Raw genomic sequence first — 14,978 nt, forward strand, 5'->3', positions numbered from 1 at the left:
TGCACCGGCGCCTGCTACCTCGTCGGCCCGGCGGCGGAAACCGCCCTTTCCACCCGCTTCGCCGCCCGCGGCCTGCCGCTGGTGACCGCCGGCCAGGCCATCCGCACCGCGCTCGCCGCGCTGGCACGGGCGCCACGGCCAGCGCTGTCGTCGAACCTGTGCCTCGCCCGGGCGCTGCACCACACCGCCACCGCCACCCTGCCCGAGGCCGCCATGCTGCACGCCTGGCCGACACCCTGCCCGTTTCACCTTGACCCAAATATCCCCGCCGGAGGCCCCGGCCCGCCGCCCCGCGCCACGGCAAGGCCGCCGGTCCGCGGCAGCGGCCGGTGCCGGGGGTTCGATGCCCCCGGCGCCGGCGCCCCCTCAGGCGGCCAGGGGCGCGCGGTCCACGAGGCCCACGATATCCATCATGATCCGGTTCAGCTCGAAATCCTTGGGCGTATAGACCGCGGCAACCCCCATCGCGCGCAGCCGAACCGCATCCTCCTCGGGGATGATCCCGCCCACGACCACCGGCACATGCCCAAGGCCGGCGGCGCGCATCCGCTCCATCACCTCGGCGATCAGCGGCAGGTGGCTGCCCGACAGGATCGACAGCCCCACGACATGCGCGCCTTCGGCCTCGGCCGCCGCCACGATCTCGGCCGGGGTCAGGCGGATGCCTTCGTAGGTGATGTCCATGCCGCAATCGCGCGCGCGCGCTGCGATCTGTTCGGCGCCGTTGGAATGGCCATCCAGCCCCGGCTTGCCGACCAGGAACTTCAGCCGCCGGCCGAGGCGGCTCGATACCGCATCCACCGCGGCGCGGATCGGCTCCAGCCCTTCGGTGCGGTTCGAGGGGTTGCGCGACACCCCGGTGGGCCCGCGGTAAAGGCCGAAGACGCTGCGCACGGTTTCGCCCCATTCGCCGGTGGTCGCCCCGGCCTTGGCGGCGGCGATCGAGGCCGGCATGATGTTGGCGCCCGAGGCCGCATCGGCGCGCAGCCGCGCCAGCGCGGCCTTGACCGCCGCCTCGTCGCGCCCGGCCCGCCAGGCCTGAAGCCGCGCGATCTGGTCGGCCTCGGCCTCGGCATCGACCACCATGATGGCGCCTTCGCCGGTGGTCAGCGGCGAAGGTTCGGTCGAGGTAAAGCGGTTCACGCCGACCACCACGGTTTCGCCCGATTCGATCCGGGCCAGACGTTCGGCATTCGCCTCGACCAGGCGCGATTTCATGTAGTCGATGGCGGCCACGGCGCCGCCCATCGCGTCGATCTGCGCCAGTTCGGCGCGGGCGCCTTCCTTCAGCGCGGCAACCTTGCGGTCGATGGCGGGGTTGCCGTCGAACAGGTCGTCGTATTCCAGAAGGTCGGTTTCATAGGCGAGGATCTGCTGCATCCGCAGCGACCATTGCTGATCCCAGGGGCGCGGCAGGCCCAGCGCCTCGTTCCAGGCCGGCAGTTGCACCGCGCGCGCCCGCGCCTTTTTCGACAGGGTCACGGCCAGCATCTCGATGAGGATGCGGTAGACGTTGTTTTCCGGCTGCGGCTCGGTCAGGCCCAGGCTGTTGACCTGCACGCCATAGCGGAAGCGGCGGTATTTCGCATCCTGCACGTCGTAACGGTGAAGGCAGATTTCGTCCCACAACTCGACGAAGGCGCGCATCTTGCACAGTTCGGTGACAAAGCGGATGCCGGCGTTCACGAAAAACGAGATCCGCCCCACCATGTCGGGAAAATCCTGCGGCGCGACCTTGCCCTTGAGGTCGTCCAGCACCGCCTGCGCGGTGGCCAGCGCAAAGGCCAGTTCCTGTTCCGGCGTCGCCCCGGCCTCTTGCAGGTGATAGGAACACACGTTCATCGGGTTCCATTTCGGCAGGTGTTTCTGCGTATAGGCCGCCACGTCGGTTATCATCCGCAAGGACGGCTTGGGCGGGCAGATATAGGTGCCGCGGCTGAGGTATTCCTTGATGATGTCGTTCTGCACCGTGCCTTGCAGCGCGGCGATGTCGGCGCCCTGTTCCTCGGCCACCGCGATATACAGCGCGAGCAGCCAGGGGGCGGTCGCGTTGATCGTCATCGAGGTGTTCATCTGGTCCAGCGGGATGCCGTCGAACAGCATGCGCATGTCGCCCAGATGCGCGACCGGCACGCCGACCTTGCCCACTTCGCCGCGGGCCAGTTCGTGATCGCTGTCATAGCCGGTCTGCGTGGGCAGGTCGAAGGCGACCGACAGGCCGGTCTGCCCCTTGGACAGGTTGGTGCGGTAAAGCGCGTTCGACTTGGCGGCCGTGGAATGGCCGGCATAGGTGCGGAACAGCCAGGGTTTTTCCTTGTGGGTCATCGCGGGCCTCCGTGCAACCGCAGCGCAATATTGTTGCACAAGACCAATAGGCAGACGAAAGATAATGTCAACCCGAAAATCGCTGCGCTGCGGCGTCGGGCAAGGGCGGCGAAAGGGCGAAAAATCGTGGCGGGCCGGGGGATGCAGGGGGCGGCCGGGTCCGTCTACCCCCGAAACAGCAGATGGCAGGCCCGGCATGACCACCCTTGCGATTCCCCCGCTTTCCCCCTTGCCGATGGCAGGCGACCCTGCCCCCGGTTTCATCCAGCGCAGCCCGCAGAACCCGCGTTACAACTTCGATTCGGCGGCGGGGCGGTATCTGGTGCTGTGCTTTCTGGGCTCGGTCGCCGATCCGCTGGCGCAGGCGGCCTTGCGCGCGGTGGCCGGGCGGCCCGACCTGTTCAACGATGTGCACGCCAGCTTCTTCGGCGTGTCGAACGACCCGGCGGACGAGGCGCAGAACCGCGTGGCCAACCGCGTGCCGGGGTATCGGTTCTTCTGGGATTTCGACCTGACGGCGGCGCGGGCCTGGCGGGCGGTGCCCGACGATGCGGTGCCGGGCGGCAGCTCGCTGGCGCTGGTGCGGTTCTGGGCGGTGATCGACCCGACGATGCGGGTGATCGCCAGCGTGCCCTTCCGCCCCGACGGGTCGGATGCGGCCGAGGTGCTGGCGCTGCTGGCCGCCTTGCCGCCGCCCGACCGGCACGCGGGCTTTGCGGTGCAGGCGCCCATCCTGATTCTGCCGCGGGTGTTCGAGCCCGAGCTGTGCCGGCAGCTGATCGCGCTCTATGAGGCGGAGGGCGGGCGCGAAAGCGGCTTCATGCGCCAGATCGACGGGCGCACGGTGGGGGTCAGCGACAAGTCGTTCAAGAGCCGGCGCGACTGCGACATCACCGACCGCGACCTTGTGGCGGCCTTGCAGGCGCGGTTCATGCGCCGCGTGGTGCCGGAGATCGCCAAGGTGCACCAGTTCAAGGCGACGCGGATGGAACGCTACATCGTGTCGTGCTACGACGCCGCGGAAGGCGGGCATTTTTCGCCGCACCGCGACAACACCACCGCGGGCACGGCGCATCGGCGCTTTGCGGTGTCGATCAACCTCAACGACGATTTCGAGGGCGGCGAGGTGAGCTTTCCCGAATACGGGCCGCGCAGCTACAAGGCGCCGACAGGGGGGGCGGTGGTGTTTTCCTGTTCGCTCTTGCACGCGGTCAGCCGGGTGACACGCGGGCGGCGCTATGCCTTTCTGCCCTTCCTTTACGACGAGGCGGCGGCGCGCATCCGCGAGGCGAACGCAAGGTTTGTCGGCGACAGCGGCATCGGCTATCGTGCGGCAACCGCCGAGCCGCAGGCCCAGGCGCCGCAGGGGGCTGCCGGCTGACGATGGAGCTTGCGCGATGACCCGCCGCCGCCCCGACCTGACCGCGCATCTGGAGGCCCTGCGGCGCTATGCCCGGGTGCTGGCGCGCAACGGAATGGAGGCGGACGACCTGGTGCAGGGCGCCTTGCTGCGCGCGGTGGAACGGCTGCACCAGTGGCGCGAGGACGGCAACCTGCGGGTGTGGCTGCTGTCGATCCTGCACAACCACTTCGTCGATACGGCGCGGGCGCAGGCGGCGGCGGCGGCGCGCGATGGCGCCTGGGCCGGGCTGGCGCCGGCCTCTGCCCCCGCGCAGGGCGAGGATGCGGCGCGGCTGGCGCAGTTGCGCGCGGCGGTGGCGGCGCTGCCCCACGACCAGCGCGAGGCACTGCACCTGGTGGCGCTGGAAGGGCTGGCGGTGGCCGAGGCGGCGGCGGTGCTGGGCGTGCCGCCCGGCACGGTGATGTCGCGGCTGGGGCGCGCCCGCGCGGCCTTGCGCCGGTTCGAGGAGGGCGGCAGCCCGGCGGGGCGGCCGCATCTGCGCGTGGTCGGAGGCAGCGATGGCGCCTGACCAGCCCCCGAGCGCCGCCGAACTGGAGGATTTCGCCAATGGCGGGCTGAGTGCCGCGCGCCGCCTGGCCGTGGCCGACTGGCTGGCGCGCGATGCGGCAGCGGCGGCGCAGGCGATGGCCGACCGGGCACAGACCGAACGGCTGGCGATGGCGATGGCGATGGACGCGCCTCTGCCGCCGGCACCGCCCGGCCTTGCGGCGGCCGCCGACCGGCTGGCCGATGCGATGGCGCAGCGGCATCGGCGCCGGCATGCCGCCGCGCCCTGGGCGGCCGCGGCGGCATGTTTCCTGCTGGGCTGGGCGGGCCATGCGCTGTGGCAGGCGCCGGGGCCTGGCGCCGCCCCTGCCGGAATAGCGCCGCTGGCCGAAGCCGCGATGGATGCCCGTGCGGCGGCCGAAATCGCCGGCAGCCTGGCGCCCTTGCGCGCGCCCCGCCCCGGCGATCTGAGCCGTGCCGCGGCCGAGGTGGGGGTGGAGCTGCCGCCGCTGCCGCCGGACTGGACGGTGCGCGGGGTGCAGGTGGTGGCCACGCCGGGCCGCCCGGCGCTGCTGGTGCAGCTGGAGGCGCCGGGCCTGGGCGACGTGTCGCTGTTCAGCCGCGGCGCGTCGGACCTGGGCCCCGATGCCCCGCCCGAAGCCTTCGACCTCCGCGGTGCCGCGGTGGCGGTGTTCGAGCGGCAGTCGAGCGCCCATGTGCTGATGGACCCGGGCGGCGCGCCCGAGGCGCTGGCGCAGGCGGCGGGCCGCATGGTGCGGCGGCTGAACTGAGCGCGCGCCGCACGGGTGGACGCGCCGCAACCTTGCTGGCAAGGTGACAGCCATGCTGGGCACGGTCGAGATTCCCGTCTGGTTGCTGGTGCTGATTGTGGCCTTTGCCGCGGTCACCTTTGCCAGCCACTTCCTTTTCCCCTCGGTGCGCTGGTTCTTTCGCCGCCGGATGGAAAAGGCGGTGGCGCAACTGAACACCCGGCTGGCGCGGCCCATCGTGCCCTTCAAGGTGCTGGAGCGCCACGACCGCATCCAGCAACTGCTCTATGACCCGCAGGTGCTGGGCGCCGTGCTGGCCCATGCCCGCGAGGCGCAGGTGCCGCGCAACGTGGCCTTCGAGCTGGCCCGCCGCTATGCGCGCGAGATCGTGCCGGGTTTTTCGGCATCGGTCTATTTCGGCTTTTCGGTGCGGGTGGCACGCTGGCTGTCGCGGCTGCTGTATCGGGTGGAGGTCAAGGCGCAGGACGACGACGGGCTGAGCACGCTGGACCCGGAGGCGACGGTGGTTTTCGTCATCAACCATCGCTCCAACATGGATTACGTGCTGGTCACCTGGCTGGTGTCGCGGCGGATGACGCTGTCGTATGCGGTGGGGGAATGGGCGCGGATCTGGCCGCTGTCGGCGCTGATCCGGGCGATGGGGGCCTATTTCATCCGCCGCAGGACGCCCGATGCGCTGTATCGCAAGGTGCTGGAACGCTATGTGCAGACCGCCACCGCCGAAGGGGTGGCGCAGGCGATCTTTCCCGAAGGCGGGCTGAGCCTGACGGGGCGGGTGGGCCCGGCCCGGCTGGGGCTGTTGTCCTATATCCTGACCGAGGCGCGCAAGGGCAGCCGGCCGGTGGTGTTCGTGCCGGTGGGGCTGGGCTATGACCGGGTGCTGGAGGACCAGATCCTGGTCACCGCCGATGCCGCCGGGGTGCGGCGGTTCAAGGCGCGGCTGTCGCTGGTGATGCTGCATGTGGCGCGGATGCTGTGGCGCAGGCTCTGGGGCCGCTGGAACGGGTTCGGGCAGGCAGCGGTCAGTTTCGGCCGGCCGGTGCCGCTGGCGCCCCTGCTGGAGGCCGACCCGGGGCTGGGGCCCGAGGCGCTGGGCGTGCGGCTGATGGCTGCGGTGCGCGCCGTGGTGCCGGTGCTGCCGGTGCCGCTGGTGGCCGCCGCGGTCGAGGACGGCATGGCCGAGGCGGACCTGCCCGACCGGGTCGCCGCGCTGGCAGGCGCGGCCAGGGCGGCGGGGGCCGTGCTGGCCTTGCCCGAAGGCCCCATCGCGCCCTGGGTGGCGGCGGCGCTGGCGCCGCTGCTGGCGCGTGGCATGTTGCGGCGCGAGGGTGCCGGGCTGAGGGTGGCGAATGCGCCCTTGCTGGCGTTTCAGGCTGCGCCGGTGCAGCAAATCCTGGATGCAGTTGCGGCGAAAACGCCACAGGGCGAAACGGCCGGGACATAAAATTACAATTCCGTATCGCCGTGCATTGCAATGTTGCGCGCACCTGCCTATCCCTGTCGGCAAGGCGCCGGGTTGATTCTGCGGCGCGGCAACATTCGGAACCCGCAAGGCAAGGAGGCCCTCATGGCACTCGACACCAACCCCGGCATCGTCACCTACGATGCGCCCAGGAAGGACCTCTACGAGATCGGCGAGATGCCGCCCCTGGGCCACGTTCCGGCCAAGATGTATGCCTGGGCGATCCGGCGCGAACGCCACGGCGCCCCGGAAGACGCGATGCAGCTGGAGGTGGTGGACACCTGGAAGCTGGACAGCCACGAGGTGCTGGTGCTGGTGATGGCGGCCGGCGTCAACTACAACGGCGTCTGGGCCGGGCTGGGCCAGCCGATTTCGCCCTTCGACGGGCACAAGGCGCCGTTTCACATCGCCGGCTCGGATGCCGCGGGCATCGTCTGGGCCGTCGGCTCGGCGGTGAAGCGCTGGAAGGTCGGCGACGAGGTGGTGGTGCACTGCAACCAGGACGACGGCGACGACGAGGAATGCAACGGCGGCGACCCGATGTTTTCGCCCACCCAGCGCATCTGGGGCTACGAGACGCCGGACGGGTCGTTCGCCCAGTTCACCCGGGTGCAGGCGCAGCAGCTGATGCCGCGCCCCAAACACCTGACCTGGGAAGAAAGTGCCTGCTACACTCTGACGCTGGCCACCGCCTACCGGATGCTGTTCGGCCACGCGCCGCATGACCTGAAGCCCGGGCAGAACGTGCTGGTCTGGGGCGCCTCGGGCGGGCTTGGCAGCTATGCCATCCAGCTCGCGGTGACGGCGGGCGCCAATGCGATCGGGGTGATTTCCGACGAGAGCAAGCGCGACTTCGTGATGAGCCTGGGCGCCAAGGGCGTCATCAACCGCAACGACTTCAAGTGCTGGGGCCAGCTGCCCAAGGTGAACAGCCCCGAATACAACGAGTGGCTGAAGGAAGCGCGCAAGTTCGGCAAGGCGATCTGGGACATCACCGGCAAGGGCGTCAACGTGGACATGGTGTTCGAGCATCCGGGCGAGGCGACGTTCCCGGTGTCGAGCCTCGTGTGCAAGAAAGGCGGCATGGTGGTGATCTGTGCGGGCACCACCGGGTTCAACTGCACCTTCGACGTGCGCTACATGTGGATGCACCAGAAGCGCCTGCAGGGCAGCCATTTCGCGCATCTCAAGCAGGCGAGCGCGGCCAACAAGCTGATGATCGAGCGCCGACTGGACCCCTGCATGTCCGAGGTCTTCCCCTGGGCGGAAATTCCCAAGGCGCATACGCTGATGTGGAAGAACCAGCACAAGCCGGGCAACATGGCCGTGCTGGTGCAGGCGCCGCGCACCGGCCTGCGCACCTTCGAGGATACGCTGGAAGCAAGCCGCAACCGCTGAGCGGCCAGCGGCGGAGCGGGGGCTGTCTGCCCCCGCACCCCCGAGGATATTTGGCCAAGGTGAAACACGCGGGGCGTTCCCCTTGGATCGGGGGCAGAGTATGGTCGCGCCATGACCGTGCTGCCCGCGATCCGATTTTCCGAGGACCAGGCCGAAGCCCATGACCGGGTTTCGGCCCTTTTGCTGGCGGCCGGGGTGGATCTGGAGGATGGCATCCTCGGCCCGCCCGATGGCCCGGGCGGCGGGGTGCTGGCGGTGACCGGCAAGGCCGGATCGGGCAAGACCATGCTGCTGGCAGCCCTGGTCAAGGCGCTGGTCGAGGCGGGGGTGGAGCTGGTTTCGGGCGATTACGAAGGGCGGCGCCGCAAGGAGCGGCGCACCCTGGCGGTGCTGGCGCCGACCAACAAGGCCGCCAGCGTGTTGCGGGCGCGGGGCGTGCCGGCGACCACGATCCACCGCATCCTTTACACCCCGATCTATGCGCCGGAATACGAGAAGCTGGCCGAATGGCTGGCCGGCGCCGGCGAGCGGCCGGTGATGGAGGAGTTGACCGATGTGGCGCTGGACCGCGCCAAGGCGTTCTACGACACGGTGAAGTCGATTCCCGGGGCGCTGGCGGCGGCGGGGCTGCGCGGCAGCGACTTCATCAAGGGCTGGAAGCGGCGCGAGGAGCCGCTGGACATCGGGTTCGTCGACGAATCCTCGATGCTGGACGAACGGCAGTTCGAGGATCTGAAGGAAATCTTCCCCAGCCTCGTGCTGTTCGGCGACCCGGCGCAGCTGGCACCCGTGGGGCTGTCGGGCGAAATGGTGTTCGACCGGCTGAAGCCCGAGCGGCGCATCCACCTGAACCGCATCCACCGGCAGGCCGAGGGCAACCCGATTCTGGATCTGGCGCATGCGCTGGCCGACCCGGGGCTGGAGTTCGAGGAGTTCGAGCGCATGGTGGAACGGGCCGCGCGCGCCGACGACCGGGTGGTGCTGGCGCAGCGGGTGGACAGCGATCTGATGGCGCGCTCGCCGGTGCTGGTGTGGCGCAATGCCACGCGCATCCGGCTGATCGGCGCGTTCCGCGCCGCGCATGGCGCGCCCGAAGACCAGTTGCTGCCCGGCGAACCCCTGATCTGCGACGGCATCGAGTTGCCGCTGAAGCACCGCAAGAAGCGGATCGACCTGGAGGCGCGCGGGCTGATCAAGGGGGCGCAGGTGGTTTACCTTGGCCCCGGCAAGCGCGACGGCTTTGCGCGGCTGCACGTCTTTGGTGCCGAGGAGCCGCAGGTTTCGGCCGCCGCCATCATCAAGATCGAGAAGCCCGACGAGGAGGAGCCCTTCATCCCCTCGGCGGCGCGGATGGGGGCGGTGTTCCTGCACGGGGCGGCGGTGACCATCCACAAGGCACAAGGCAGCCAGTGGGACACGGTGCAGGTCTTTGCCCCCGACCTGTGGGCGGCGGCGCAGGCCGGCCGGTCGGAAGCCGGGGTGCCGCTGTGGAAGCGGCTGGCCTATGTGGCGATCACGCGGGCGGAGCAGCGGCTGCTGTGGGTGGTGCGCAACCGGCTGGCGCGCCCGGCGCAAGGGCTGACGGTGGACGACCTGCGCGGCCTGGGGCCCGCGCCGCTGAGCCTGCTGGCCGAGGCCGAACCCGAGGTCTGACCGCCGGCGGGTTGACGGCGCGGGGCCTTTGTTCCAGCATGGTTGCGGCACGTTCCGGGGGGCAGTCTGCGGCATGGAATTCAGCATCAACATCCTGCGCCCCGAAGGCGACCCGAAGTCCGGGCCGGTCACCGTGGGGTGGTTCCTGCATGCCGACAAGGGCGCAGTGATGTATTACCCACCCGAACGCGTGACCTTTCGCCAGACCAACCGCACGCATGCGAAATCGGCCGCGCGCTGCCCCGGCGTGATCCAGCTGGAAAGCCGCTATTTCATGGTGCGCTGCCCGTTCGACCTGCATATCGGCTTTGGCCGCGACGAAAAGGGCGTGCCGCATCTGATCAACCGGGCCGGCGTCGCGGGCAGCATCCGGTCGAACAAGCTGGGGCAGGTGCTGACGCTGGTGTCCGAGGTGGAGTGGCGCTATCCCGACCGGCCGACGGTGCAGCTTTCGCTGCCCTACTGCTTTCTGGCCGAGGAGATGTGCTATATCACCCAGCTGGATGCCTTTGCCCATTACCGGCCCATCCCGCTGCCCGGCACCATCTTCGGCGGGCGCTTTCCCATCCATTCGTGGGTGCGCCCGCTGATGTGGGCATTCGAATGGCACGACACCAGCAAGGATCTGATCGTCAAGCGTGGCGACCCGCTGTTCTATGTGCAGTTCGAGGCCGAGGGGCCCGACCGCCCCATCCAGGTGGTCGAGGTGGAGCGCACGAAGGAAATCGAGACCTGGATGGAGCAGATGTCGGGCGTGGTGAACTATGTCAACCAGACCTTCAGCCTGTTCAAGGCGGCCGAGGCGATGCGGCCCGCGGAGTTGCTGAAGGTGAAGAAGTAGGACACCCGCCCCGGCCTTGCGCCGGGGCCTCGCCCGCCACCCCGCGCGCACCGCTGGACAGAGGTTCCGGGTCGAGACCGGGACGGGGCCTTCCCCCGCCAGGATCCCGTGTCGCCTGCCCCCGGGGGTGTTGCATTTCCGCCGATCACTTCCCAAGTGTAGCTCAAGGCCGCGAGGCCCCGTGCCGGGCAACCCGGGCGGGCGAGGGCGGCGCTTCATGGCAAGGAGAACCCGATGAACCTGGAAAAGTTCACGGAACGGTCGCGTGGCTTTCTGCAGGCGGCCCAGACGATCGCAATGCGCGAGGGTCACCAGCGGTTGGTGCCCGAACATCTGCTGAAAGCCCTGATGGATGACGATCAGGGGCTGGCCTCGAACCTGATCCGTCGGGCCGGCGGCGCGCCCGAACGGGTGGCCGAGGCGGTGAATGCCGCCGTGGCGAAGCAGCCCAAGGTGTCGGGCGGCTCGGGCGAGGTCTATACCGAACAGTCGCTGGTCCGCGTGCTGACCGAGGCCGAGGCGCTGGCGAAGAAGGCCGGCGACAGCTTCGTGCCGGCCGAACGCATCCTGATGGCGCTGGCCATGGTGCCCAGCAAGGCCAAGGAGGCGCTGGATGCCGGTGCCGTCACCGCGCAAAAGCTGAACGCCGCCATCAACGACATCCGCAAGGGCCGCACCGCCGACAGCGCATCCGCCGAAGAAGGCTACGAGGCGTTGAAGAAATACGCCCGCGACCTGACCGAGGCCGCGCGCGAAGGCAAGATCGACCCGATCATCGGCCGCGACGAGGAAATCCGCCGCGCCATGCAGGTGCTGTCGCGCCGCACCAAGAACAACCCGGTGCTGATCGGCGAACCCGGCGTCGGCAAGACCGCCATCGCCGAAGGTCTGGCCTTGCGCATCGTCAACGGCGACGTGCCGGAATCCTTGCGCAACAAGCGGTTGCTCGCGCTGGACATGGGCGCGCTGATCGCCGGTGCCAAGTATCGCGGCGAGTTCGAGGAACGGCTGAAATCCGTGCTGTCCGAGGTGACGGCCTCGGCCGGCGAGATCATCCTGTTCATCGACGAGATGCATACCCTGGTCGGCGCCGGCAAGGCCGATGGCGCGATGGATGCCGCCAACCTGCTGAAACCGGCCCTTGCCCGGGGCGAACTGCACTGCATCGGCGCCACCACGCTGGACGAATACCGCAAGCACGTGGAAAAGGACGCAGCCCTTGCCCGCCGCTTCCAGCCGGTGATGGTGTCGGAACCCACGGTCGAGGATACCGTGTCGATCCTGCGCGGCATCAAGGAAAAATACGAACTGCACCACGGGGTGAAGATCGCCGACTCGGCGCTGGTGGCGGCGGCGACGCTCAGCCACCGCTACATCACCGACCGGTTCCTGCCCGACAAGGCCATCGACCTGGTGGACGAGGCCGCATCCCGCCTGCGCATGGAGGTGGACAGCAAGCCCGAGGAGCTCGACGCGCTGGACCGCGAGATCCTGCAAAAGCAGATCGAGGCCGAGGCGCTCAAGCGCGAGGATGACCAGGCCAGCCGCGACCGACTGGAAAAGCTCGAACGCGAACTGTCCGAACTTCAGCAGGAATCGGCCGAACTCACCGCCCAGTGGCAGGCCGAACGCGACCGCCTGGAAGGCGCGCGCGAGCTGAAGGAACAGCTCGACCGCGCCCGCGCCGATCTGGAAATCGCCAAGCGCGACGGCAACTTCGCCAAGGCCGGCGAATTGCAGTATGGCCGCATCCCGGAACTGGAACGCAAGCTGGCCGAGGCGGAATCCCACGGCAACGCCAAGCTGGTGGCCGATGCCGTGCGCCCCGAACAGATCGCCGAGGTCATCGAACGCTGGACGGGCATTCCGACCTCCAAGATGCTGGAAGGCGAGCGCGAGAAGCTTCTGAAGATGGAGGAGGAACTCGGCAAGCGCGTCATCGGCCAGCGCGAGGCGGTGGTGGCCGTGTCCAACGCCGTGCGCCGCGCCCGCGCCGGCCTGAACGACGAAGGCCGCCCGCTGGGCAGCTTCCTGTTCCTCGGCCCCACCGGCGTCGGCAAGACCGAGCTGACCAAGGCGGTCGCCGAATACCTGTTCGACGACGACAGCGCGATGGTGCGCATCGACATGTCCGAGTTCATGGAGAAACACTCCGTCGCGCGGCTGATCGGCGCCCCTCCGGGCTATGTCGGCTATGACGAAGGCGGGGTGCTGACCGAGGCGGTCCGCCGCCGGCCCTATCAGGTCGTGCTGTTCGACGAGGTGGAAAAGGCCCACCCCGACGTGTTCAACGTGCTCTTGCAGGTGCTCGACGACGGGATGCTGACCGATGGCCAGGGCCGCACGGTGGATTTCAAGCAGACGCTGATCGTGCTGACCTCGAATCTCGGGTCGCAGGCGCTGTCGATGCTGCCCGAAGGCACCGAAAGCCGCGCCGCCAAGGCCGAGGTGATGGAGGCCGTGCGCGGCCACTTCCGCCCCGAGTTCCTGAACCGGCTGGACGAGATCATCATCTTCGATCGTCTCACCCGGGCCGACATGTCGGGCATCGTCGATATCCAGCTGCGCCGGCTGGCCAAGCGGCTGGAAGGGCGCAAGATCGTGCTGGAGCTCGACCAGTCCGCCCGCGACTGGCTGGCGGATGCCGGCTACGACCCGGTGTTCGGCGCGCGCCCGCTCAAGCGCGTCATCCAGCGCAGCCTGCAGGATCCGTTGGCGGAACTGCTGTTGTCGGGCGCAGTGCTGGATGGGGCGACCGTGCCGGTCACCGCCGGCCCCGATGGCCTGATCATCGGCGACCGGCTGGTGCCGGGCCGCGGCGCCGACCGGCCCGCGGCCGCCCCGTTGCACTAGGCGAGGCCCTTTGCCCCCGCCCCGGCCGCCGCGCCGGGGCGGGGCAGCACATCGCCGGCCGTCAGGCCCGCGCCGCGCGGCGGATCATGTCGGCCGCGCGTTCGGCAACCATGATGGTCGGCGCATTGGTATTGCCGCCCACCAGCGTCGGCATGACCGAGGCATCGACCACGCGCAACCCTTCCATCCCGTGCACCCGCAAGGCCGGGTCGGTCACCGCCATCGGGTCGCGCCCCATGCGGCAGGTGCCCACGGGGTGATAGATGGTATCGGCGCGGGCGCGGATGTCGGCCTCCAGCGCGGCATCGCTGCCGTCATGCGGATAAAGTCGCCGTCCGCGCCAGGGGGCCAGCGCCGGCGCCTGCAGGATACGCTCCATCGCGCGCGCGCCTTGCATCAGCAGCGCCAGGTCGCGCGGGTCCGACAGAAAGGCCGGGTCGATGCGCGGCGGCGCGCCCGGATCGGCCGAGGTCAGGCCCACCCGGCCGCGGGAATGCGGCCGCAGCACGCAGACATGGCAAGACCAGCCATCGGCCAGGTGCAGCTTGCGCAGGTGGTCGTCGACGATGCCCACCACGAAATGCAGTTGCAGGTCGGGTCGCACCACCGCCGGCGACGACCGCAGGAAGGCCCCCCCTTCGGCCATCGGCGAGGCGAAAAGCCCCTCGCCTGTCCGCCGCCAGTCGAGCCCGGCGCGGATCAACCGCGCAATCCCGGCCGGGTTCAACCCCACCACATCGGCGCGCGGCGAGGTATAGCCGATGATGTAATCGAGGTGGTCCTGCAGGTTCGCCCCCACCCCCGGCAGGTCGGCCGCCACCGGCAGGCCATGCGCGCGCAACTCGGCCTCGGGCCCGATCCCCGACAGCATCAGCAGCTTGGGCGAGCCGAAGGCCCCGGCCGACACGATCACCTCGCGCCGCGCCCGCACCAGCTGCGCGCGGCCCCGGTGGCGAATGGCCACCCCCACCGCGCGCCGCCCCTCCAGCACCACACGGTCGGCGCGGCTGCGGGTCAGCACCGTCAGGTTGCGCCGCCCCAGCACAGGAAACAGATAGGCGGCCGCGGCCGAACAGCGCTCGCCCTTCTGCGGGCCGGAATGGAACTGGGTCACCTGGTAAAGCCCCGCCCCCTCCTGCGCGGGGCCGTTGAAATCGGGGTTCGCGGCGATCTGGCTTTCGGCGCAGGCCTCCACAAAGGCGCGCGAAATCGCCCGCGGCTGGCGCTGGTCGCCCACCTGCAACGGCCCATCGGCGCCATGCAGGGCATCGGCGCCACGTGCATTGCCTTCGGCGGCCTTGAACCAGGGCAGGCAACTGGCCCAGTCCCAGCCCTCGGCCCCCGCGGCCGCCCAGTCGTCGTAATCCGACGGATGCCCGCGCACATAGAGCATGGCATTGATCGCCGAAGACCCGCCCAGCGCCTTGCCCCGCGGCTGAAACCCGCGCCGCCCGTTCAGCCCCGCCTGCGGCACCGTGCGCAAGGCCCAGTTGTTCAGCGGCGGCCGGCCCGACACCATCGCCGCCACCAGGGCCGGCGCCCGCACCAGCAGGCTGTCGCCGCCGCCCCCCGCCTCCAGCAGGCAGACGGTCACCCCCGCATCTTCGGAAAGCCGCGCCGCCAGCACCGCCCCGGCCGACCCGCCGCCCGCGATCACATAGTCGAATTCCACGCGAATCGCCCTCCGTTTCACCTTGGCCAAATATCCCACGGGGGTGCGGGGGTGTGAAACCCCCGCGGCACCGG

At 69.8% G+C, this 14,978-nt stretch carries 10 protein-coding genes; 8 read left to right on the forward strand and 2 right to left on the reverse strand.

Annotated features, from left to right (window positions below; translation table 11 throughout):
- Positions 1-366 precede the first annotated feature (366 nt).
- On the reverse strand, positions 367-2,325 hold the full coding sequence (locus tag ACK4S2_RS03960) for a methylmalonyl-CoA mutase family protein (protein ID WP_409620541.1): 1,959 nt from the start codon (positions 2,323-2,325) through the stop codon (positions 367-369).
- 196 nt (positions 2,326-2,521) lie between these two features.
- Here ACK4S2_RS03960 and ACK4S2_RS03965 point away from each other — a divergent pair, with 196 nt between their 5' ends.
- The 8 genes from ACK4S2_RS03965 to clpB all read left to right on the forward strand — a co-directional run bounded on the left by ACK4S2_RS03965 (position 2,522) and on the right by clpB (position 13,232).
- A complete protein-coding gene (locus ACK4S2_RS03965; protein WP_409620543.1) occupies positions 2,522-3,706 on the forward strand; it encodes a 2OG-Fe(II) oxygenase family protein in 1,185 nt (394 codons plus the stop codon).
- Between the two features lie 16 nt (positions 3,707-3,722).
- Positions 3,723-4,256, forward strand: coding sequence for a sigma-70 family RNA polymerase sigma factor (locus tag ACK4S2_RS03970; RefSeq protein ID WP_409620545.1), 534 nt, complete (start codon positions 3,723-3,725; stop codon positions 4,254-4,256).
- On the forward strand, positions 4,246-5,025 hold the full coding sequence (locus tag ACK4S2_RS03975; protein ID WP_409620547.1) for a hypothetical protein: 780 nt from the start codon (positions 4,246-4,248) through the stop codon (positions 5,023-5,025). Before ACK4S2_RS03970 ends, ACK4S2_RS03975 begins: the two co-directional genes overlap by 11 nt.
- 52 nt (positions 5,026-5,077) lie before the next feature.
- Positions 5,078-6,469: a 1-acyl-sn-glycerol-3-phosphate acyltransferase gene (locus ACK4S2_RS03980; RefSeq protein WP_409620549.1), complete on the forward strand. Its 1,392-nt coding sequence runs from the start codon at positions 5,078-5,080 to the stop codon at positions 6,467-6,469.
- 123 nt (positions 6,470-6,592) lie between these two features.
- A complete protein-coding gene (gene ccrA / locus ACK4S2_RS03985; RefSeq protein WP_409620551.1) occupies positions 6,593-7,885 on the forward strand; it encodes a crotonyl-CoA carboxylase/reductase in 1,293 nt (430 codons plus the stop codon).
- A gap of 111 nt (positions 7,886-7,996) precedes the next feature.
- A complete protein-coding gene (locus ACK4S2_RS03990) occupies positions 7,997-9,538 on the forward strand; it encodes an ATP-dependent RecD-like DNA helicase (protein ID WP_409620553.1) in 1,542 nt (513 codons plus the stop codon).
- Positions 9,539-9,611: 73 nt separating this feature from the next.
- Positions 9,612-10,379 carry a hypothetical protein gene (locus tag ACK4S2_RS03995; protein ID WP_409620554.1) on the forward strand — a complete coding sequence of 256 codons (768 nt, stop codon included), beginning with the start codon at positions 9,612-9,614 and terminating at the stop codon, positions 10,377-10,379.
- A 234-nt stretch (positions 10,380-10,613) separates the two neighbouring features.
- Positions 10,614-13,232, forward strand: coding sequence for an ATP-dependent chaperone ClpB (gene clpB, locus ACK4S2_RS04000; protein WP_409620556.1), 2,619 nt, complete (start codon positions 10,614-10,616; stop codon positions 13,230-13,232).
- Positions 13,233-13,293: 61 nt separating this feature from the next.
- On the opposite strand, the gene ACK4S2_RS04005 is transcribed toward clpB, so the two are convergent.
- On the reverse strand, positions 13,294-14,904 hold the full coding sequence (locus ACK4S2_RS04005; protein ID WP_409620558.1) for a GMC family oxidoreductase: 1,611 nt from the start codon (positions 14,902-14,904) through the stop codon (positions 13,294-13,296).
- Positions 14,905-14,978 lie beyond the last annotated feature (74 nt).

Source organism: Gemmobacter sp., assembly GCF_046292685.1.
Taxonomy (GTDB): domain Bacteria; phylum Pseudomonadota; class Alphaproteobacteria; order Rhodobacterales; family Rhodobacteraceae; genus Wagnerdoeblera.

What these genes read in the sequence shown, in the direction of transcription:
- ACK4S2_RS03990 (WP_409620553.1), top strand. Translation starts at nt 7,997, where the DNA reads ATGACCGTGCTGCCCGCGATCCGATTTTCCGAGGACCAGGCCGAAGCC.
- ACK4S2_RS03970 (WP_409620545.1), top strand. Translation starts at nt 3,723, where the DNA reads ATGACCCGCCGCCGCCCCGACCTGACCGCGCATCTGGAGGCCCTGCGG.
- ACK4S2_RS03960 (WP_409620541.1), bottom strand. Translation starts at nt 2,325, where the DNA reads ATGACCCACAAGGAAAAACCCTGGCTGTTCCGCACCTATGCCGGCCAT.
- clpB (WP_409620556.1), top strand. Translation starts at nt 10,614, where the DNA reads ATGAACCTGGAAAAGTTCACGGAACGGTCGCGTGGCTTTCTGCAGGCG.
- ccrA (WP_409620551.1), top strand. Translation starts at nt 6,593, where the DNA reads ATGGCACTCGACACCAACCCCGGCATCGTCACCTACGATGCGCCCAGG.
- ACK4S2_RS03980 (WP_409620549.1), top strand. Translation starts at nt 5,078, where the DNA reads ATGCTGGGCACGGTCGAGATTCCCGTCTGGTTGCTGGTGCTGATTGTG.
- ACK4S2_RS03965 (WP_409620543.1), top strand. Translation starts at nt 2,522, where the DNA reads ATGACCACCCTTGCGATTCCCCCGCTTTCCCCCTTGCCGATGGCAGGC.
- ACK4S2_RS03995 (WP_409620554.1), top strand. Translation starts at nt 9,612, where the DNA reads ATGGAATTCAGCATCAACATCCTGCGCCCCGAAGGCGACCCGAAGTCC.
- ACK4S2_RS03975 (WP_409620547.1), top strand. Translation starts at nt 4,246, where the DNA reads ATGGCGCCTGACCAGCCCCCGAGCGCCGCCGAACTGGAGGATTTCGCC.